This window comes from Halosegnis longus (assembly GCF_009663395.1).
In the GTDB taxonomy this organism is placed as follows: Archaea; Halobacteriota; Halobacteria; order Halobacteriales; family Haloarculaceae; genus Halosegnis; species Halosegnis longus.
The window spans coordinates 1,819,481-1,835,725 of the sequence record NZ_QKNW01000001.1 but is presented as its reverse complement, the minus strand read 5'-3'; the positions used below and the strand labels follow the sequence as shown (position 1 = coordinate 1,835,725).

The window sequence follows — 16,245 nt, the reverse complement described above, 5'->3', positions numbered from 1 at the left end:
GTTACCACCTCAGAGTTGTCGCGCGGGTCACGTCCACGTCCGCGAAGTTGCGGTAGAGGACGAGGATGATGCCGATACCGATGGCGACCTCCGCCGCGGCCAGCGCCATCGTGAACAGACTGAACACCTGTCCGGTGAGATTTCCGTGATAGAAGGAGAACGCGACGAGGTTGATGTTCGCCGCGTTCAACATCAGCTCGACGGACATCAGGAAGAACAGCGCGTTCCGTCGGGTCAGGATGCCGAACAGGCCGATACAGAAGATGAGCGTCGAGAACACGAGATAATACTCGACCGGAACGGCCATCAGCTGTCACCTCCGTCGTCGTCGCGGGTACCGAGCATCACTGCCCCGACGAGCGCAGCGAGGAGCGCCATGCCGAGCAGCTCGAAGGTGATGAGGAACCCGTCCGTGGCCTCCGCGAACGGCCCGGCTTCGAGATTGAGCATCGCGTAGCCGATCCCTTCGATGACGCTGTCGGCGTTGCCGGCGAAGGTCGCCGCGTCGGCGAAGTCAGCAGTCAGAAACACTGCCGCGAGCACGCCGAACAGCACGAAGGCGACGAGTCCGACCGCCTGCTTCGAGCTCGTGTGGAGCCGCGGGCGCGTCATGTCGTCACCTCGATTGTGCCGTCTTCGGTTCTGCGGACGAGCATCACGGCGAACACGATCAGGACGAGAACCCCGCCGATGTAGACGAGTATCTGCATCGTTGCGAGGAACTCGGCGCGCAACATCACGTAGTGGATCGCGACCGACGTGAGTGCCACCCCCAACAGGAGCGCACTGTGCCAGACATCACGAACCAGCACGACGCCGAGGCTGCTCGCTGCTGTCAACAGCGCGAACAACAGAAACGCCACTAGTTCGAGTGTTACAGCCATTAGGTGAATCTCAATCGCTTTGGGTTTGAACCTTTCTTTGTGTGCCTACGCGCGCGGGCGCAGTCGCGCGGCTCTCGGCTGGCAAAACCGCGAGAAGAAGTCGCCGGGGCGTTACTGGTAGTCGACTTCGCCTTCGCCTTCGCCGACCCAACCGCTGCGGTCGGGTTCGCGAGACGCGAGCGGGTCGATATCCTTGTACCACGGCACGTTCTTCAGCTGTTCCATGTTGTACGCGAGGTCGTCTTTCGTGTCGCCGGTGAACTCGAAGTTCTGCGTGAGCAGAATCGCGTCGACGGGACAGACCTCCTCGCACAGCCGACAGTAAATGCACTGTCCGATGTGGAGGTTGTACTGTTCGCCGTTGCGTTGGTCGTCCGTGACAATCTGAATCGTGTCGTTCGGACAGACGTTCTCACACTGGCGACACCAGATGCACCGCTCCTGTGAGAACTTGTGGACACCGCGGAACCGCGGTGACACTTCCGGCGTCTCTTCGGGGTACTCGACGGTGAACGTCTCGCCGCCGAGGGCGTGTTTCATCGTCGTTCCCATCGATTTGAGTAGTCCGATCATGGTGTTAGAGCAGCCCCACGATTACGGCCGTGAGCACGAGGTTGGCGAACGATAGCTCCAGTAGTCCCTTCCAGCCGATTTCGATGAGCTGGTCGATTCGAACGCGGGGAATCGCCGACCGGCACCACTGGGTGAACAGGTAGACGCCCAGAATCTTGATCACCATCCAGACGAAGCCCGGCAGGAACGGTCCCGCGGGGCCGCCGAGGAAGATGGTCGCGATGATGGCGCCGCCGAGGAAGATGTGGATGAACTCCGAGAGGTAACACAACACGAAGTACACCGACGAGTACTCCGTCTGCCATCCGGCGACAATCTCCGTCGGTGCCTCGGGCACGTCGAACGGATTCCGACCGACCTCCGCGAGGTTCGCGACCATGAACAGGATGAACGCGAACGGGTTCACGAAGGCGTACCACGACGGAATCGCGACGCCGCCCAGCGAGACGAGCGTCTCGCCCTGTGCGGCGACGATTTCGCTCAACTGGAGCGACCCGGCAAACAGCACGACGGAGACGCCGGTCACGACCAGCGGAATCTCGTAGGCGAGATTCTGTGCGACCGCACGCAGTCCACCGAGCATCGAGTACTTGTTGTTCGACGAGTAGCCGGCCATCACGAGTCCGACCGACGCGATGGAGGCCGTCGCGAACACGTACGCGAGTCCGGCCTGCGGGTCGGCAATCTGGAGATTCAGCCCGAACAGGTCACCCATCGGGATGACGGCGAACCCGAGCAGCGCAGACGAGGCCATCACGATAGGGCCGAGGTCCCACGCCGGGCGGTCGACGCCGTCCGGAACGATGAGCTCCTTCGAGAGCAGTCGGACGGCGTCGGCCACGATGATAAGCAGCCCGAACGGCCCGTGTCGGTTCACCGCGATGCGGTCGGTGAACGCGGCCGTGATCTTTCGTTTCCCCCAGATGCCCGAGACGGCGACGAGCGACATGAGGAATGAAATGATGAGCAGCGACGCGACTGCGCCGCCGATGAAGTCGGCGATCGGGCCCGAAATCGGGAGCAGACTGCTGATTGTCTCCGTGAACGTCATCGGTCGACCTCTCCGAGCACGATGTCGAGACTACCCAGCGATGCAATCAGGTCGGGAATGTACTCACCCTGGGACATCTCCGGCAGCGTCTGGAGATTCGAGAAGCAGGGCGAGCGGATCTTGAACCGCGCCGGCTTGTCCGTCCCGTCGGCGCGCATGTAGATGCCGAGTTCGCCCTTCGCACCCTCAACCGAGCGGTAGATTTCGGTGTCCGCGTCCGGCTTCAGGGTGCGGGGCACGTTCGACTGGATGTTCCGCTCGTCTTCCGGCCACTCCTCGAGGAGGTCGACACACTGCTCGATGATTTTGGCCGACTCCTCGACCTCGCGCATGCGGACGAGCACGCGCGAGTAGTTGTCACAGCCGTCCTCCGTGACGACGTCCCAGTCGAGTTCGTCGTAGTAGCCGTACGGGTCGTCGCGGCGGATGTCGTAGTCGACGCCGGAGCCGCGGGCGACCGGACCGGTCGCGCCGTAGCTCTTTGCCGTCTCGGGGTCGAGCACGCCGGTGTTGACACACCGGAGCTGGAAGATCTCGTTGGAGGTGATCATGTCGTGGAACTCCTCCAGCTTCCCCGGCAGCTCGTCGAGGAAGTCACGCGTCTGCTCGAAGAACTCCTCGCGCGGCTCCGGTAGGTCCCACGCGACGCCGCCCAGACGGAGGTAGTTGAACATCAGCCGCTGGCCGGTGAGGTCTTCGAGCAGGTTCTGCATGACCTCGCGGTCACGCATCGCGTACATGAAGATGGCCGTGAAGTCACCGTAGATGTCGAGCGCGAAGGTGGCGACCGCGAGCATGTGGCTCGCGATGCGACACATCTCCGCGGACATCGTCCGGATGACCTGTGCGTACTCCGGCACGTCGATGTCGGCCATGTCCTCGGCCGCACGCGCGTAGGCCCACTCGTTGAGGATGCCCGCCGAGATGTAGTCCCAGCGGTCGGGGTACGGCATAATCTGGTGGCGGTAGGTGCCGTTCTGACAGATCTGCTCCTCACAGCGGTGGAGGTAGCCGATGTCGCTTTCCACGTCGGCGACCGTCTCGCCGTCAAGCGTCGTCTTCAGGTGGAGCACACCGTGGGTCGCCGGGTGGTGTGGCCCGATGTTGAGGAACATCGTGTCCGACTGGGCGTCGGCGGCGTGGTCCTCCTGCAGCGGGTTCGCGTGCTCCGCGAACTCCACGACCTGCGGCTGTTCCTGGTCGTAGTCGAGCGAGAGCGGGTGTCCCTGCCACGTCTCCGGAAGGAGGATGCGGCGCAGGTCCGGGTGGTCGTCGTACTCGATGCCGACGAGGTCGTACGCCTCACGCTCGTGCCAGTCCGCGGTTCGGTACACCTCGTTTGCCGACTCGGAGACGGGGTCGTCCTTCGTCGTCGGGACGACGACGCCGACCTCCTGTGTCGGGTCGTCGTACTTGCGGAGGTGGTAGATGGACTCGTAGCGGTCCTCGTACTCCTGGGCCGTGACGCACGAACAGTGGTCGAAGCCGGCCTCGTCGCGGAGCAGTTCGAGCGCCGCCTGCACCTCGTCGGGCCGGACGACGAACGCCTCGGCGTTGACGTGTGACTCGCGGCCGATGGCGTACTCGCCCAAGAGCGATTCGAGCGCGTCGTAGTCGACGCCCTCGGCCGTTTCGCCGGTGTCGAGTTCCGGGGTGGATGGTTCTTCGAGACTCATTGTGATGGAGACTCCGCCCAGTCGTACCGCATCACGAGTTCGTCCTCGTCGATCTGGTCCGCGAGGTGCTGGACCAGCTCGTCGTCGTCGAGGTCGCCGAACTGTTCGAGCTCGTACGGCGAGACCGTCACGGGCGCGGACTCACCGTTCGCGATTCGCTCTTGCAGCTTGGCGACGCCGTAGACGAGCGCCTCCGGGCGCGGCGGGCAGCCGGGGACGTGGATGTCGACCGGGATGACCTCCTCTGCGCCCTTGATGACGTTGTACCCCTCCTGGAACGGGCCGCCGGAGATGGTACACGACCCCATGCCGACGACGAACTTCGGCTCCGGCATCTGGTCGTAGACGCGCTTCATCCGCGGGGCGAACTTCGAGACGATCGTTCCGGGAACGATAATCACGTCCGCCTGTCGCGGCGATGCGCGTGGCACACCGGCACCGAAGCGGTCGAGGTCGTGTTTGACCCCGTAGGTGTGCATCATCTCGATGCTGCAGCAGGCGATACCGAACTGCAGCATGAACATCGAGGAGCCGCGGACCCAGTTCATGAACTTATCGAACTTCGTGAGGATGAACGGCGACGAGCCGAACGCCTCGCGAAGCGTAGAGTTGAACCGGGAGTCGACGCCCTCGCCCATCCGCGCTTCCTGTGTCGTCTGTGGTGTGTTGGTGTTGTCGCTGCTCATGATTGTTATGCGCCTCCAGTCGTCTCGCGCGCACGGTCGGAGCCGATCCACCGAACCGCGCCGTTGCGCCATGCCCACACGAGTCCGATGCCGAGCACACCGATGAAGATCAACATCGGCAGGAGAGCGCTCCCCATGCCGAACTGGCTGACCGCATCGCTGTAGATGACCGTCCACGGGAAGATGAGGACGGTCTCGATGTCGAAGATGACGAACAACAGCGCAATCATGTAGTACTGGATGTTGAACCTGATGCGCGTGTCGCCAGTCGGTATCTCACCGGACTCGTAGACGGCGGTTTTTCCTTGCTCTGGCACACTCGGTCGGATAAGCGACGAGACGGCTATCATCGAGACGGGGATGACGATAGCCACCACGGCGAGCGCGCCAATAGCGATCCACGGATTACTCATCTGTCTGTATCATACTCTCTTTGGGCAAGGGCGTACATAAGGATTCATTCTCACGTGTTCACCGGATTCGTGTTACTCCCGTCTCCGACCGAACAGTTCGTGCCCGCTCTCGTGGAGGTCACGCGACACGTCGCCGACCGACTGCTGGAGCCGTTCGTGGTACTCGCGCAGGCGGTCGCCCAACTCGTCGTGCTCGCGTGCGAGTATCTGAGCCGCAGACAGCGCCGCGTTGAACGACTTCCCGGCGTCGACAGCCACCAGCGGCGCGCCGGTCGGCATCCCGATGACCGAGTCGACCGACTTCTCCTGGACCGGGACGCCGATGACCGGGAGCGGGTAGGCGATGCTCGCGGTCATGTTCGGGAGGTCGGCCGACTTCCCGCCCGCGCCGGCGATGAGCACGTCCAGCCCGCGGGCGGCCGCGGTCTCGGCGTAGGCGTACATCAGGTCCGGCGTCCGGTGGGCGGAGACGACGTACGTCTCGAAGGAAAACCGCGACTCGGGCGGGTCGGCCGGGTCGGTCTGCTCTTCGAAGCCGAGTTCGGTGAGCGCGTCGAACGCCCCCGACATCACGTCGAAGTCTGAGTCCGACCCCATCACGATACCCACGTCCGGAGTCGTCTCAGGCGAGCGGTCGGTGTCGGCTTCCGCACGAAGGTCACGAATCAGGGAGTCGACTGCGTCTACCATACGCGTACCCCCATCGGCGACCACCTTCGCCGTTGTGGTCTACCCGAACTGGAGCGTCTCCACCACGTCACGCACCGTCGACAGCGGCGGCTCGGTCTCCCCAACGATAGTGACGTGGCCCATCTTCCGGAGCGGCCGCACCTCCTGTTTCCCGTACCAGTGGAGGTGGGTGTCCGCGAGCGCGAGCGCGTCCTCGACACCGGTGAGTCGGGCGCGTGCCGGCTCCGAGACGGTCCCGAGGATGTTGGCACTCGCGGTCGGTCCACGGCGTCGCGTTGAGCCGAGCGGCAGCCCCACGACCCCGCGGACGTGCTGTTCGAACTGTGAGGTGACACATCCTTCGATGGTCCAGTGCCCGGAGTTGTGCGGTCGGGGCGCGACCTCGTTCAGCAGTATCTCGTTCGGTCCGTCGGCGCGCTCCCGCTCGAACAGTTCGATGCCGAAGACGCCGCGCCCGTCGAGTTCCGCGAGCACCGACCGGGCGACCTCGTGGGCGCGTTCGCGGGTCGCCTCGTCGGTTCGGGCCGGCGACAGCGACTCGCGGAGAATCTCCTCGCGCTGGACCGTCTCGGTGACGGGAAACGTCGCGGTCTCGTCCGCGCCGCGCGCGCCGATGACGGCGAGTTCGCGCTCGAAGTCGACGAGTTCCTCGGCGACCGCGCCGCCCTCGCCAGCGCCGACCTCCGCGAGCGCGTCCGCCGCGTCCTCGGGCGATTCGACGGGGACGTTCCCTCGGCCGTCGTAGCCGCCGGTTCGGGCTTTCACCATCACCGGCCAGCCGAGTTCGTCGCCGGCGGCGCGGAGGTCGTCGGCGTCGTCCACGCGCCGGAACGCCGGAAGCGGAACGCCGGCCTCGGCGAAGCTCTCGTTCTGGACGAGTTTGTCCTGTATCGTGCGGAGCGTCTCGGGAGCCGGGTGGACGGGCGTGCCGGTCTCCTCGCTCACGGCGTCGAGCGTGTCGGGGTCTGCAAGCTCGATTTCGTAGGTGAGCACGTCGACCCGCTCGGCGAGCGAGCGGAGCGTGTCGTAGTCGTCGAACTCGCCGACGAGCTGCTCGCGGGCGACGTGGTTCGCGGGACAGTTCGGCGTGGGGTCCGAGACGACGAGTTGGACGCCGAGCGGGCTGGCTGCCTCGGCGAGCATCCGTCCGAGTTGGCCGCCGCCGACGACGCCGACAGTCGGTGAATCCGCGGAGAGGTGCATACGCGAGTCAACCGACGGCGCTCGCTCAAGCGTTACGGTTGTCGACGTAGACGATCATGCCGTCGAAGTCGTTCCCACCCGTCGACCGGTGGAGGAAGGGGTAGCGCTCGTAGCCGTCGAGCCGCGGTTCGATGTCTTCGGGTGGCACCATCGCCGAGTCGTTCTCGCGACAATCGACCGTCCGTTCGAGCGTGCAGTCGCCCGGCACGACGACAACGGACGGCAGTTCGTCGGGAAGCTCTCCCGGCTGGCTAGCACAGTCGGTCGCCACGTCGTGAGCGGAGAGATACCACCCCAGCGGGAGCGTGCTGAACCAGCCGAGACACGCCGGCTCGCGCGGTGCGCTCTCTGCTCCGTCGACGAAGTTGCTGTTCCCGCCGCTGTACGCGAGCAAGTCCGTCCCCTCGGTCCGGGCGGCCGATTCGAGCGCGGCGCTCACCGCGGGTCGCATGTCCTGGCTCGGCTGTGCGAACTGGACGAGGCTGTTGTCCGGTTCGGTCGCGTCGGTGTAGACGCCGGTCGCGACGCCGGTTCCGACGGACGCGAGCAAGACGAGGGCGACCACGCCGACGATGGCGAGGCTGGTGTCGTCGTCGCGTTCGAGGGCGTCGCGACCGGCGTCGATGAACAGCCCTGCACCGACCGCGGCCGGAATCGCCAGCGGGACGAGCGCGTTCACGACGATCCACGCGTTGTTGATGTCCGTGCCAATCGCGTAGCCGGGAATCGAGACCAGCCCCCAGTAGAGACACGCGAGCACGAGCAGTCGCGGCCGTCCGCCGCCGTAGCGCTCGCGGACGAAGCCGACGAGCGCCAGCAGGAACAGCGACCCGGCGTAGCCGACGATGACCTGCATCGACAGCTCCAGCTGGCCGGCGACGGCGACCAGCGTCCGCGGGTCCGAGCCGCCGCTCTTCGAGAGCCACGAGCCGAACCCCTCCTGCACGGTGAGCCACGTACACCGGAGCGTCGTCCCGGGGCTGCTGCTGTAGAGCCCTGCCGTGCGACACTGCTCGACGACGGCGTCGTAGTTCGGGTTCGCGGGGGTAATCGCGAGGTCGCCGGCCGCGGTCACTCCGCCGCGCGGAGCGAAGAAGAACACCATCACGGCCACGAACACGAGCGCCGCGCCGACGAGGTGTCCGACGTGACCGGCGAGACGTGGCCCCCACGTCTGCTGGAGCCACGAGCGGAGACCGAACAGCCGGTCTGCGACCCACGCGGTTCCGGAGTCGTACCCGCGGTGGGCGGCGACCTTGTGGTGGACGACGAGCGCGCCGGCACCGAGCCAACAGAGCACGTAGACGAGGGCGTTCTCCTTCGAGGCGAAGCCGAGCGCGAGCGCGCCGGACCCGACGTACAGATACTCGACGCCGAAGCCGTCGTACCACCGGACGAACGCGACGAACGCGAGCAGACAGAAGCCGGCCACGAGCAGCGTCGAACGCATGAACCGTCCGAAGTAGAGGAGGACGGGGTTGGCCGCGAGGAAGAAGGCGAGCGCGACGGTCTCGCCGCCGGTGAGTCGGTGGCGGAGCCACAGCGCACACAGCGGGAGGAGTCCCCCGACGACGGCGACGGGGAGGCGGGCGATGAAATCGGAGTAACCGAACAGGCCGAACAGCGCCGCGTCGGCGTGTTGGATGAAGGGACCGTGGATAATCGAGCGGTAGTGGAACTGACCGGTCTCGGCGTAGTTGTACACCCAGTAGGCGACCCGCGCCTCGTCGAAGTGCATGATGCGGTGGCCCAAGAGGGCAAAGCGGGCGACGAGCGCGAGCGCCGTGAGCGCGAGGACGGCCACGGGAACGCGGTCGTCGGAGAGCGAGCGGTCGGGCATATCTGTGCCTCAAGCGAGGCGATAAGAAACTTTCTGGTCGCCCGTGACCAGCGGGCTTTACCCGCCGACACGAGAGTATCCGGTATGCGACGTATCGGCTTCGTGGTGAATCCAATCGCCGGCATGGGCGGGCGCGTCGGCCTGAAGGGGACGGACGGCAAACTCGCCGAGGCCCGCGAGCGCGGCGCGGAGCCGCGTGCACCGGACCGCGCGCGGGAGGCACTCGCCACGCTCGCGGAGTACGACGACATCGAACTGGTGACCTACGGCGGACAGATGGGCGAGACCGAGGCCCGCGAGGCCGACTTCGCCCCGTCGGTCGTCGGTACGCCAGAGGGCGACGAGACGACGAGTGCCGACACCCGCGCGGCAGTGGAGGCGTTCGTCGCCGAGGGCGTCGACCTCGTCTTCTTCGTCGGCGGCGACGGCACCGCAGTGGACGTAGCCGAGACGCTCGCCGACCTCGGTGTCGACGTGCCGATGCTCGGTGTTCCCGCCGGCGTGAAGGTGTACTCGTCCGTCTTCGGCGTCTCCCCGAGCGCGGCCGCCCGGCTGGCTGCCACCTTCGACCGCACGGAGACGCGCGAAGTGAACGACATCGACGAGGACGCCTACCGCGGCGGCGAGGTGGAGACGGAACTCCGGGCGCTCGCGACCGTCCCCGTCGGCGACGACCTCCAGTCCTCGAAGCAGATCGGCGGCGGCACGGTCGAAGGGTTGGCCGAGGGGATTGCACAGGACGCCCAGGCCGAACCGAGGGTGACCTACGTCCTCGGCCCGGGGTCGACGCTCGCGGCCATCAAGCGCGAACTCGGCTTCGACGGTTCGCCGCTTGGCGTTGACGTGTGGCGCGACGGCGAGGTGCTCGTTCGAGACGGCACCGAATCGGAGATACTGGCCGCGCTGGGCGAGGAGAACGAGATCGTCGTCTCGCCCATCGGCGGACAGGGGTTCGTCTTCGGGCGCGGCAATCTCCAGATATCGCCCGCGGTGATTCGGCAGTCGGAGACGACCGTCGTCGCGTCGAAACGGAAGCTGGAGGAGACGGGCGTGCTCCGGGTCGATACCGGCGATACAGCCCTCGACGAGGAGCTACGCGGCTGGACGCGGGTCCGCGTCGGCCGCTACGAACACCGGCTCGTGAAGGTAGTCTGAGACGACACGGGGGCAGTATATAACCTCCATTAGTCAACATTAAGGCGACTGGAACCCGGAGAGAATGTATGGAGACACGCAAGGTGCAACGGCTCGGCCCGTCGACGCTGGCGATGACGCTGCCGGCGGAGTGGGCGAAGGCACAGAACGTCGAGAAGGGTGACGAGGTCTCGCTCCGGACAGGCGGGAAGGGGACGCTGACGGTTCTTCCGGAGTCGGTCCAACAGGAGGAGTCGGAGGCAATCATCCACGCCGACGAACTAGAGGCCGACGCCATCGAGCGGGCGATTCTCGCACAGTACGTGCTCGGTCGCCGCGTCATCCAAGTCGAGGTGGCGGACGGCGGCACCCTCGATTCGGGCGTCATCAACGCGGTGTACAACGCCGAGACACAGCTGATGGGGCTCGGCGTCATCGAGGAGACGCCGGAACGCATCGCCATCCGCTGCAGCGTCGACCCCGAGGACTTCACCCTCGACAATCTGCTCGAGCGGCTGGAGTCGACCGGCTCGACGATGCGCAACGAGGCGGTGAAGGCGCTCGCCCACGGGAACCCGGACCTCGCACAGCGCGCGCTCAACCGCGAGCGGCAGGCGAACAAGATTTTCGTCCTGCTGCTCCGGCTCATCTTCACGGCCTACCAGAATCCGAACCTCGCACGCGCGGTCGGTCTCGACTCCGGCTTCCCGCTCATCGGCTACCGGACCGTCGCGAAGAACCTCGAACTCACCGCCGACAACGCCGAGGACATCGCCGAGATCGTCATCGACGCCGGCGAGAACACCCTCGACGTGGACGACGCGACGCTGCGGGAGATTCGCGAGTTCACGGACACGGTCAACGAGATGACCGAACTCGGCGTCCGGTCGGTCGTCGAGCGCGACTACGACCTCGCGTTGCAGACGAAGAAGCTGTTCCGCAACGTGGAGGACAGCCAGACGGAGATTCTGACCTCCCTCCCGGAGATGGACAACGACAAGCTCCTGCAGGTGCGTGAGGTGCTCGTCGCGCTCCAGCAGACCGCACAGTACGCGGTCAGAAACGCCGAAATCGCGACGAATCTCGCACTCGACACCAACTCCGAGTACGTCACGATTACGTAATCAGAGCAGGCCGCCGTCGTCGGTCGGCGTCGCCGTCGGCGTGTCCGTGCCCGTCGGCGAGGCGGTCGGCGTGGCGGTACCGTCGTCCGCCGGCGTCTGCTCGTCGTCGGTGGGGGTCGGAGTCGGCGTTCCCCCGTCTCCCGTCGTCTCGTTCGTCGCTCCGTTCGTACCGAAGATGTCCGTCTCGATGGTGCGCTCGTAGGTCAGCTCGTCGAGCGGGACGCGAATCGTGTTCCCGGTCGGGAGTTCGACGCGAGCGTAGAAGTCGATACGGAGGTCCGTCACCTGTTCGTTTTCGAGATGCGAGACCCACCAGTCGTCGAGGCGGCTGTTGTCGATCGTCGGAGTCGTCTCGATTGTCTCTGTCGTTTCCCCCTCGATGACGTACGGACGCTCGGTGACGCCGTCCCCGACCGGAATCCCGTTCATCGTGACGTTGTAGCCGACGCTGGTAATCGTGTACGGCTGTGTCTGTGGGTTGTACGCGTCGAACTCCATCGCAATCGGCGTCTCGGCGTCGGTCACCGTTCCCCACTGTGCGCGCGTGGCGTTCACGTAGAGGAACGGGTTCTCGATGAGGGGGTTGTCCGGGCCGGAGACGGGCCGGGTCTCGTCGGAGTTGAACTGCCCGATGAGATCGGTCTGAATCTCGCGCTCCTGTGTAAGCTGCGTCGAGCGCTGGCCCAACAGCGAGGCGGAGACGTTCGCGTCGATGGTGACGACGGTCGTCTCGTTGTTCCGGACGTGGCTCGCCCACCACGGCGGAATCTGGCTGTTGTCCATCCGGGTGGAGAAGGCGAGGGTCGTGTTGCCCGACCCGATTTGGAGGCCGGATTTGTTGCCGCTCGCCATCGGCACGTCGTTCATCCGGACGGTGTAGTCGATGCGGCTGTCGCCGAGTCTGACCCCGATGGGGTTCGGGTTCACCACGACGAGGTCCGTGTTGATGACGGTCGTTTCGTCGTCGACGGGACCGAAGCTGTTGTCGACGGTGCCGACGCTGGGCACGCCGATGACGCCGAGGGCGAACGCGCCTCCGACGCTCCCGGCGACGACTACGAGGGCCGTCACCGCGACCTTCAGCTTGCTCCCGAAAAGCAGCGTCTTCAGGCTCACATGCGTGAGGGACACCGGTGAGATACAAAACGCTTCGTCCCGCCGCGAACGTCGGGATTAAGTCACCCTCCTCGTATTGTGTGGTATGGACACTGCAGACGCCTCCGACCGTCGGCTCGGCTTCAGCCTCCTGTTCGTCATCGTCGCGTTCGTCGGCGCGGCCGTGATGCTCGTCGCCTCGATGACCGACCAACTCGCCCTCTCGGGGTGGGGCTTTGCCGCCGCGATGCTCGGTGGCGCGCTCGCGATTGCCGCGCTCCAGCTGTACGAGTAGCCGAGAGCGACGATATGTTAAGGCTGCACACCGTATGGACTGGTATGTCAGGGACGAGCGAAGACGAATCGGTGGACGAGAACGAGCGCATCCTCTCGTATCTCCGCGAGCGCGCCGCAGACGGTGAGCGCTACTTCCGCGCGAAACACGTCGCGGACGCCATCGGACTGACCGCAAAGCAGGTCGGTGCCCGGCTCCCCCGACTCGCTGAACGCTCCGAAGACGTGGACATCGAGAAGTGGGGACGCGCCCGCTCGACCACGTGGCGAGTGACACCGGAGTAGCGACGTTTTTCAGCCTACCGCGTTGAGTGGTGGCATGACCGTTCGTGTCGAGGAGAGCTTCGAGTTCGACGCACCGCCGGCCACCATCTGGGGGTTCATCGCCGACCCGGAGTGGCGCGCCGAGCCGATCAGCGTCGTGGACGAGTACGAGTCCACCGGCGAGCGGACCGCGACCTGGCACCTGAAGCTCCCGATTCCCCTCATCCGGCGCACCATCGCCGTCGAGACCGAAGACGTGGAGCGCCGCGAGAACGAGTACGTCAAGTTCATCGGCGAATCGCGGGTGATGCACGTCCAGGGGGAACACGAAATCGAGGAGACCGAGACGGGCTGTCGGCTCCACAACCGGTTCGTCGTCGACGGGAAGATGCCCGGCGTCGAGCGCTTCTTCAAGAAGAACTTCACCGACGAACTCGACAACATCGAACGGGCGATTCGCGACAGCATCGACGAATGAGAGTCACCTGCGCCCAGATTCACATCGAGAGCGCCGACGTGGCTGGCAACACCGACCGCGCGGTGAGCGCCATCGAACGCGCCGCGAGCGAGGGGAGCGACCTGGTCGTCCTGCCCGAGATATTCAACGTCGGCTACTTCGCGTTCGACTCCTACGCGCGAGCCGCCGAACCCCTCGACGGCGAGACGCTCACCACGATTCGAGAGACCGCACGCGACTGCGGGGTCGGGGTGCTCGCCGGCTCCATCGTCGAGGACCTGGCCGCGAGCGACGACGCCCCCGAGGGTGACCTCGCGAACACCTCCGTCCTGTTCGGCCGCGACGGCGAGCGGCTCGCCGTCTACCGGAAACACCACCTGTTCGGCTACGAGTCGGCGGAGACGGAGCTGCTCACGCCCGGCGAGGAGCTTTCGGTCGCGTCCTTCGAGGGCCACACGGTCGGGATGAGCACCTGCTATGACCTCCGGTTTCCGGAGCTGTACCGCGAACTCGCGGAGCTTGGCGCGACGCTCGTCTGCGTGCCGAGCGCGTGGCCGTATCCGCGAGTGGAGCACTGGCAGCTCCTGCCGCGTGCTCGGGCGGTCGAGAACCAACTGTACGTCGCAACCGCGAACGGGAGCGGCCAGTTCGGGGAGGCGGAGCTACTGGGTCGGTCTGCCGTCTACGACCCGTGGGGGACGACGCTGGCCGGCTCTAACGACGACCCCACGCTCGTCCACGCGACCGTCGACCCCGACACCGTGGCCGCGACCCGCGAGGAGTTCCCCGCGTGGCGCGACCGCCGTCGGTGAGCGTGAATACGAGGCTTTATCAGTGAGAACGCAGTACATCGAATTGCCAGACGCGACGCTTTTCTCGTCGCCAACGGCAACCAAATCGCCGCATCCGCGCCCACACGACGGGTCTGCTCGGCACCCGTCGTATCCCGCCTCCCCCTTCCGTTCACGCCGACGCGTACACTTGCTCCAGTAGTCGCACGTCCGTCAGTCCGTCTCTCCCGTCCGGCTCGATATCCTGCCCCGTGAGCACGGCGTGTGCGAAGTAGTCGAACTCCTCGCGGAGTTCCCCGCCGCCTGCGCCCTCGATTTCGAACCGCTCGTCGCCGGTCTCGACGACCAGCCGCCGGCCCCGGTTCGGCTGGAAGGCGTCGTACACGCGGACGGTTCCCTCGGTACCGTAGATGGTGTAGTCGGCGGTCGGGTGGCCCGAGAAGGAGGCGCTGAAGTTCCCGACCGCGTCGGGGAAGACGACCTGGAAGTCGACGTGTTCGTCCACGTCGCTGAACGGGCCGCTCGTCCGGGTGTGACCGGACACCGACTCGGGGTCCTCGCCGAGCAGGAACCGGGTCGTGTTGAGGAGGTAGACACCCACGTCGACGAGTGCCCCACCGCCCGCGAGCTCCTGGTCGAGTCGCCACTGGTCCGGCCCGCGCGAGCCGGCGAGCACGGGGAAGGTGAAATCGCCCGCGAACCGCGTCACGTCACCGATGCCACCGTCGTCGAGAAACTCGCGGAGCCGGCGGACGAGCGGGTCGGTCTGCATCCGGTAGGCAGTCATGAGGGGAACGCCGGCCTGCTCGCAGGTCTCGACCGCCTGTTCGGCGCGCTCGCTCGTCGCGTCGAGTGGCTTCTCCGAGATGACCGCCTTCCCCTGTGCTGCGGCCGTCTCGATGTGCGGGAGATGGAGTCGGTTCGGCGTGGCGACGTAGACGGCGTCGTAGCTGTCGGCCAGGTCGCCGTCGGCGTAGCCGTCGTAGTCGGTCGTCTCCAGGCCGTGCTCCGCGGCGGCCTCGCGGTTTGATTCGCTACCGCTCACGCCGACGGTCGGCGTCAGGTAGTCGCAGTCCTCGATGCTCGGGAGGACGACCCCGCGGGCGAAGCCGCCACAGCCGACGACGGCGAGTCGAATCTCGCCGTCGGCGTCGGTGTCCCAGTCGCGCTCACGGACGTTGGTGAAGCTCTCGTGCATATCCGGATGCTCGGCGGGCGGTCACAAAAGGGTGGGCCGTCGGGGGCGTGGGTAGCTATTTGACGCCCGCCCCGCTGAGGTCTGGTATGTATCTCGCAGACGAGGCGTGGCCGGACCTCCGGACCTACTTCGAACAGGAGTCGTTGGCGCTGATACCGCTCGGGTCGACAGAACAGCACGGCCCACATCTCCCCGAGTCGACCGACCACGTCATCGCAGAGTCGCTTGCGCGCGAGGCGGCCGCCCGCACCGGCTATCTGTGTACCCCGACCGTCAACGTCGGCATCTCCAGACACCACCGGCAGTTCCCCGGGACGATGTGGGTGAGTCCCGACGCCTTCCGAACGTACGTGCGGGAGCTGACCGAGAACCTCACCTACCACGGCATCGACCGCGTCGTCTACGTGAACGCCCACGGCGGGAACGTCGACGCGCTCCGAGAGGTGGCGAAGGACCTCCACGCCGACGGGACCTGCTACGCGCTGGAGTGGATGTGGGACGAGTCGATTCCCGGCCTCGTGGACGAGCTGTTCGAGCACAACGGTCCCCACGGCGGTCCGAAGGAGACGGCGATGCTCCAACATCTCACCGACCGCGTCCACGAGGACCGGCTGGCCGAGGCGCGCGACGGCGGGACCCGCGACGTGTGGAACGCGTCGGGCACGTCACAAAACGGGGCAGCGACCTACTTCGACGCGCGGGACAACAGCGAAAACGGCGTCTTCGGCGACCAGACCGACGCGACGGCCGAGAAGGGCGAACGGCTGTTCGAGGCGGCGACCGAGCAGCTCACCGAGCTGTCGGAGTGGCTGGCGGCGCGTGAGGAATCGTCGTTGACGCCGGCCGACCGCGTCGCGTCCGAGGAGTGACCG

20 protein-coding genes are annotated in these 16,245 nt (G+C 66.0%); 7 read left to right on the top strand and 13 right to left on the bottom strand.

Annotated elements, in window-relative coordinates:
* Window position 1: 1 nt before the first annotated feature.
* The 11 genes from nuoK to DM818_RS09825 all read right to left on the bottom strand — a co-directional run bounded on the left by nuoK (window position 2) and on the right by DM818_RS09825 (window position 9,016).
* Complete coding sequence (gene nuoK / locus DM818_RS09875) at window positions 2-307, bottom strand: NADH-quinone oxidoreductase subunit NuoK (protein ID WP_075936927.1); 306 nt, start codon at window positions 305-307, stop codon at window positions 2-4.
* The gene (locus tag DM818_RS09870; protein WP_123124282.1) at window positions 307-612 is read right to left on the bottom strand and encodes a hypothetical protein; all 306 of its coding nucleotides are present in this window, start codon (window positions 610-612) and stop codon (window positions 307-309) included. Before DM818_RS09870 ends, nuoK begins: the two co-directional genes overlap by 1 nt.
* The gene (locus tag DM818_RS09865) at window positions 609-884 is read right to left on the bottom strand and encodes an NADH-quinone oxidoreductase subunit J (RefSeq protein WP_075936929.1); all 276 of its coding nucleotides are present in this window, start codon (window positions 882-884) and stop codon (window positions 609-611) included. Before DM818_RS09865 ends, DM818_RS09870 begins: the two co-directional genes overlap by 4 nt.
* Window positions 885-995: 111 nt before the next feature.
* Window positions 996-1,457: a NuoI/complex I 23 kDa subunit family protein gene (locus tag DM818_RS09860; RefSeq protein ID WP_075936930.1), complete on the bottom strand. Its 462-nt coding sequence runs from the start codon at window positions 1,455-1,457 to the stop codon at window positions 996-998.
* Window positions 1,458-1,461: 4 nt separating this feature from the next.
* Window positions 1,462-2,508 (bottom strand): complex I subunit 1/NuoH family protein, encoded by a 1,047-nt coding sequence (locus DM818_RS09855; RefSeq protein WP_075936931.1) that lies wholly within the window; start codon window positions 2,506-2,508, stop codon window positions 1,462-1,464.
* The gene (locus tag DM818_RS09850; protein ID WP_123124283.1) at window positions 2,505-4,184 is read right to left on the bottom strand and encodes an NADH-quinone oxidoreductase subunit D; all 1,680 of its coding nucleotides are present in this window, start codon (window positions 4,182-4,184) and stop codon (window positions 2,505-2,507) included. Before DM818_RS09850 ends, DM818_RS09855 begins: the two co-directional genes overlap by 4 nt.
* Entirely contained in the window at window positions 4,181-4,870 is a 690-nt protein-coding gene (locus DM818_RS09845) for an NADH-quinone oxidoreductase subunit B (protein WP_075936933.1), read from the bottom strand. The genes DM818_RS09850 and DM818_RS09845 overlap by 4 nt, the downstream gene beginning before the upstream one ends.
* 5 nt (window positions 4,871-4,875) lie before the next feature.
* Window positions 4,876-5,283: an NADH-quinone oxidoreductase subunit A gene (locus DM818_RS09840; protein WP_123124284.1), complete on the bottom strand. Its 408-nt coding sequence runs from the start codon at window positions 5,281-5,283 to the stop codon at window positions 4,876-4,878.
* A 72-nt stretch (window positions 5,284-5,355) separates the two neighbouring features.
* The gene (gene purE / locus DM818_RS09835; protein ID WP_075936935.1) at window positions 5,356-5,973 is read right to left on the bottom strand and encodes a 5-(carboxyamino)imidazole ribonucleotide mutase; all 618 of its coding nucleotides are present in this window, start codon (window positions 5,971-5,973) and stop codon (window positions 5,356-5,358) included.
* Between the two features lie 39 nt (window positions 5,974-6,012).
* Window positions 6,013-7,176, bottom strand: coding sequence for a 5-(carboxyamino)imidazole ribonucleotide synthase (locus tag DM818_RS09830; RefSeq protein WP_075936936.1), 1,164 nt, complete (start codon window positions 7,174-7,176; stop codon window positions 6,013-6,015).
* A 25-nt stretch (window positions 7,177-7,201) separates the two neighbouring features.
* On the bottom strand, window positions 7,202-9,016 hold the full coding sequence (locus tag DM818_RS09825; protein ID WP_123124285.1) for a flippase activity-associated protein Agl23: 1,815 nt from the start codon (window positions 9,014-9,016) through the stop codon (window positions 7,202-7,204).
* A gap of 84 nt (window positions 9,017-9,100) precedes the next feature.
* Between DM818_RS09825 and DM818_RS09820 the strand changes: the two genes are divergently transcribed.
* Both DM818_RS09820 and DM818_RS09815 read left to right on the top strand, forming a co-directional pair.
* Window positions 9,101-10,171: an ATP-NAD kinase family protein gene (locus tag DM818_RS09820; RefSeq protein WP_123124286.1), complete on the top strand. Its 1,071-nt coding sequence runs from the start codon at window positions 9,101-9,103 to the stop codon at window positions 10,169-10,171.
* A gap of 68 nt (window positions 10,172-10,239) precedes the next feature.
* On the top strand, window positions 10,240-11,274 hold the full coding sequence (locus DM818_RS09815; protein WP_123124287.1) for a phosphate signaling complex PhoU family protein: 1,035 nt from the start codon (window positions 10,240-10,242) through the stop codon (window positions 11,272-11,274).
* On the opposite strand, the gene DM818_RS09810 is transcribed toward DM818_RS09815, so the two are convergent.
* Window positions 11,275-12,390 carry an LEA type 2 family protein gene (locus tag DM818_RS09810; protein WP_123124288.1) on the bottom strand — a complete coding sequence of 372 codons (1,116 nt, stop codon included), beginning with the start codon at window positions 12,388-12,390 and terminating at the stop codon, window positions 11,275-11,277. It abuts the gene before it with no gap.
* An 85-nt stretch (window positions 12,391-12,475) separates the two neighbouring features.
* On the opposite strand from DM818_RS09810, the gene DM818_RS09805 reads away from it, so the two are divergent.
* The 4 genes from DM818_RS09805 to DM818_RS09790 are packed head-to-tail and all read left to right on the top strand — an operon-like array spanning window position 12,476 to window position 14,196.
* The gene (locus DM818_RS09805; RefSeq protein ID WP_075936941.1) at window positions 12,476-12,664 is read left to right on the top strand and encodes a DUF7525 family protein; all 189 of its coding nucleotides are present in this window, start codon (window positions 12,476-12,478) and stop codon (window positions 12,662-12,664) included.
* A 44-nt stretch (window positions 12,665-12,708) separates the two neighbouring features.
* Window positions 12,709-12,948 carry a DUF7123 family protein gene (locus tag DM818_RS09800; protein WP_075936942.1) on the top strand — a complete coding sequence of 80 codons (240 nt, stop codon included), beginning with the start codon at window positions 12,709-12,711 and terminating at the stop codon, window positions 12,946-12,948.
* A gap of 34 nt (window positions 12,949-12,982) precedes the next feature.
* Window positions 12,983-13,405 carry an SRPBCC family protein gene (locus tag DM818_RS09795; protein WP_075936943.1) on the top strand — a complete coding sequence of 141 codons (423 nt, stop codon included), beginning with the start codon at window positions 12,983-12,985 and terminating at the stop codon, window positions 13,403-13,405.
* Window positions 13,402-14,196 (top strand): carbon-nitrogen family hydrolase, encoded by a 795-nt coding sequence (locus DM818_RS09790; protein WP_075936944.1) that lies wholly within the window; start codon window positions 13,402-13,404, stop codon window positions 14,194-14,196. Before DM818_RS09795 ends, DM818_RS09790 begins: the two co-directional genes overlap by 4 nt.
* A gap of 151 nt (window positions 14,197-14,347) precedes the next feature.
* Here DM818_RS09790 and DM818_RS09785 read toward each other — a convergent pair whose 3' ends face one another.
* On the bottom strand, window positions 14,348-15,373 hold the full coding sequence (locus DM818_RS09785) for a Gfo/Idh/MocA family protein (protein WP_123124289.1): 1,026 nt from the start codon (window positions 15,371-15,373) through the stop codon (window positions 14,348-14,350).
* 86 nt (window positions 15,374-15,459) lie between these two features.
* On the opposite strand from DM818_RS09785, the gene DM818_RS09780 reads away from it, so the two are divergent.
* Window positions 15,460-16,242, top strand: coding sequence for a creatininase family protein (locus tag DM818_RS09780; RefSeq protein WP_123124290.1), 783 nt, complete (start codon window positions 15,460-15,462; stop codon window positions 16,240-16,242).
* The last annotated feature ends 3 nt before the right edge of the window (window positions 16,243-16,245 follow it).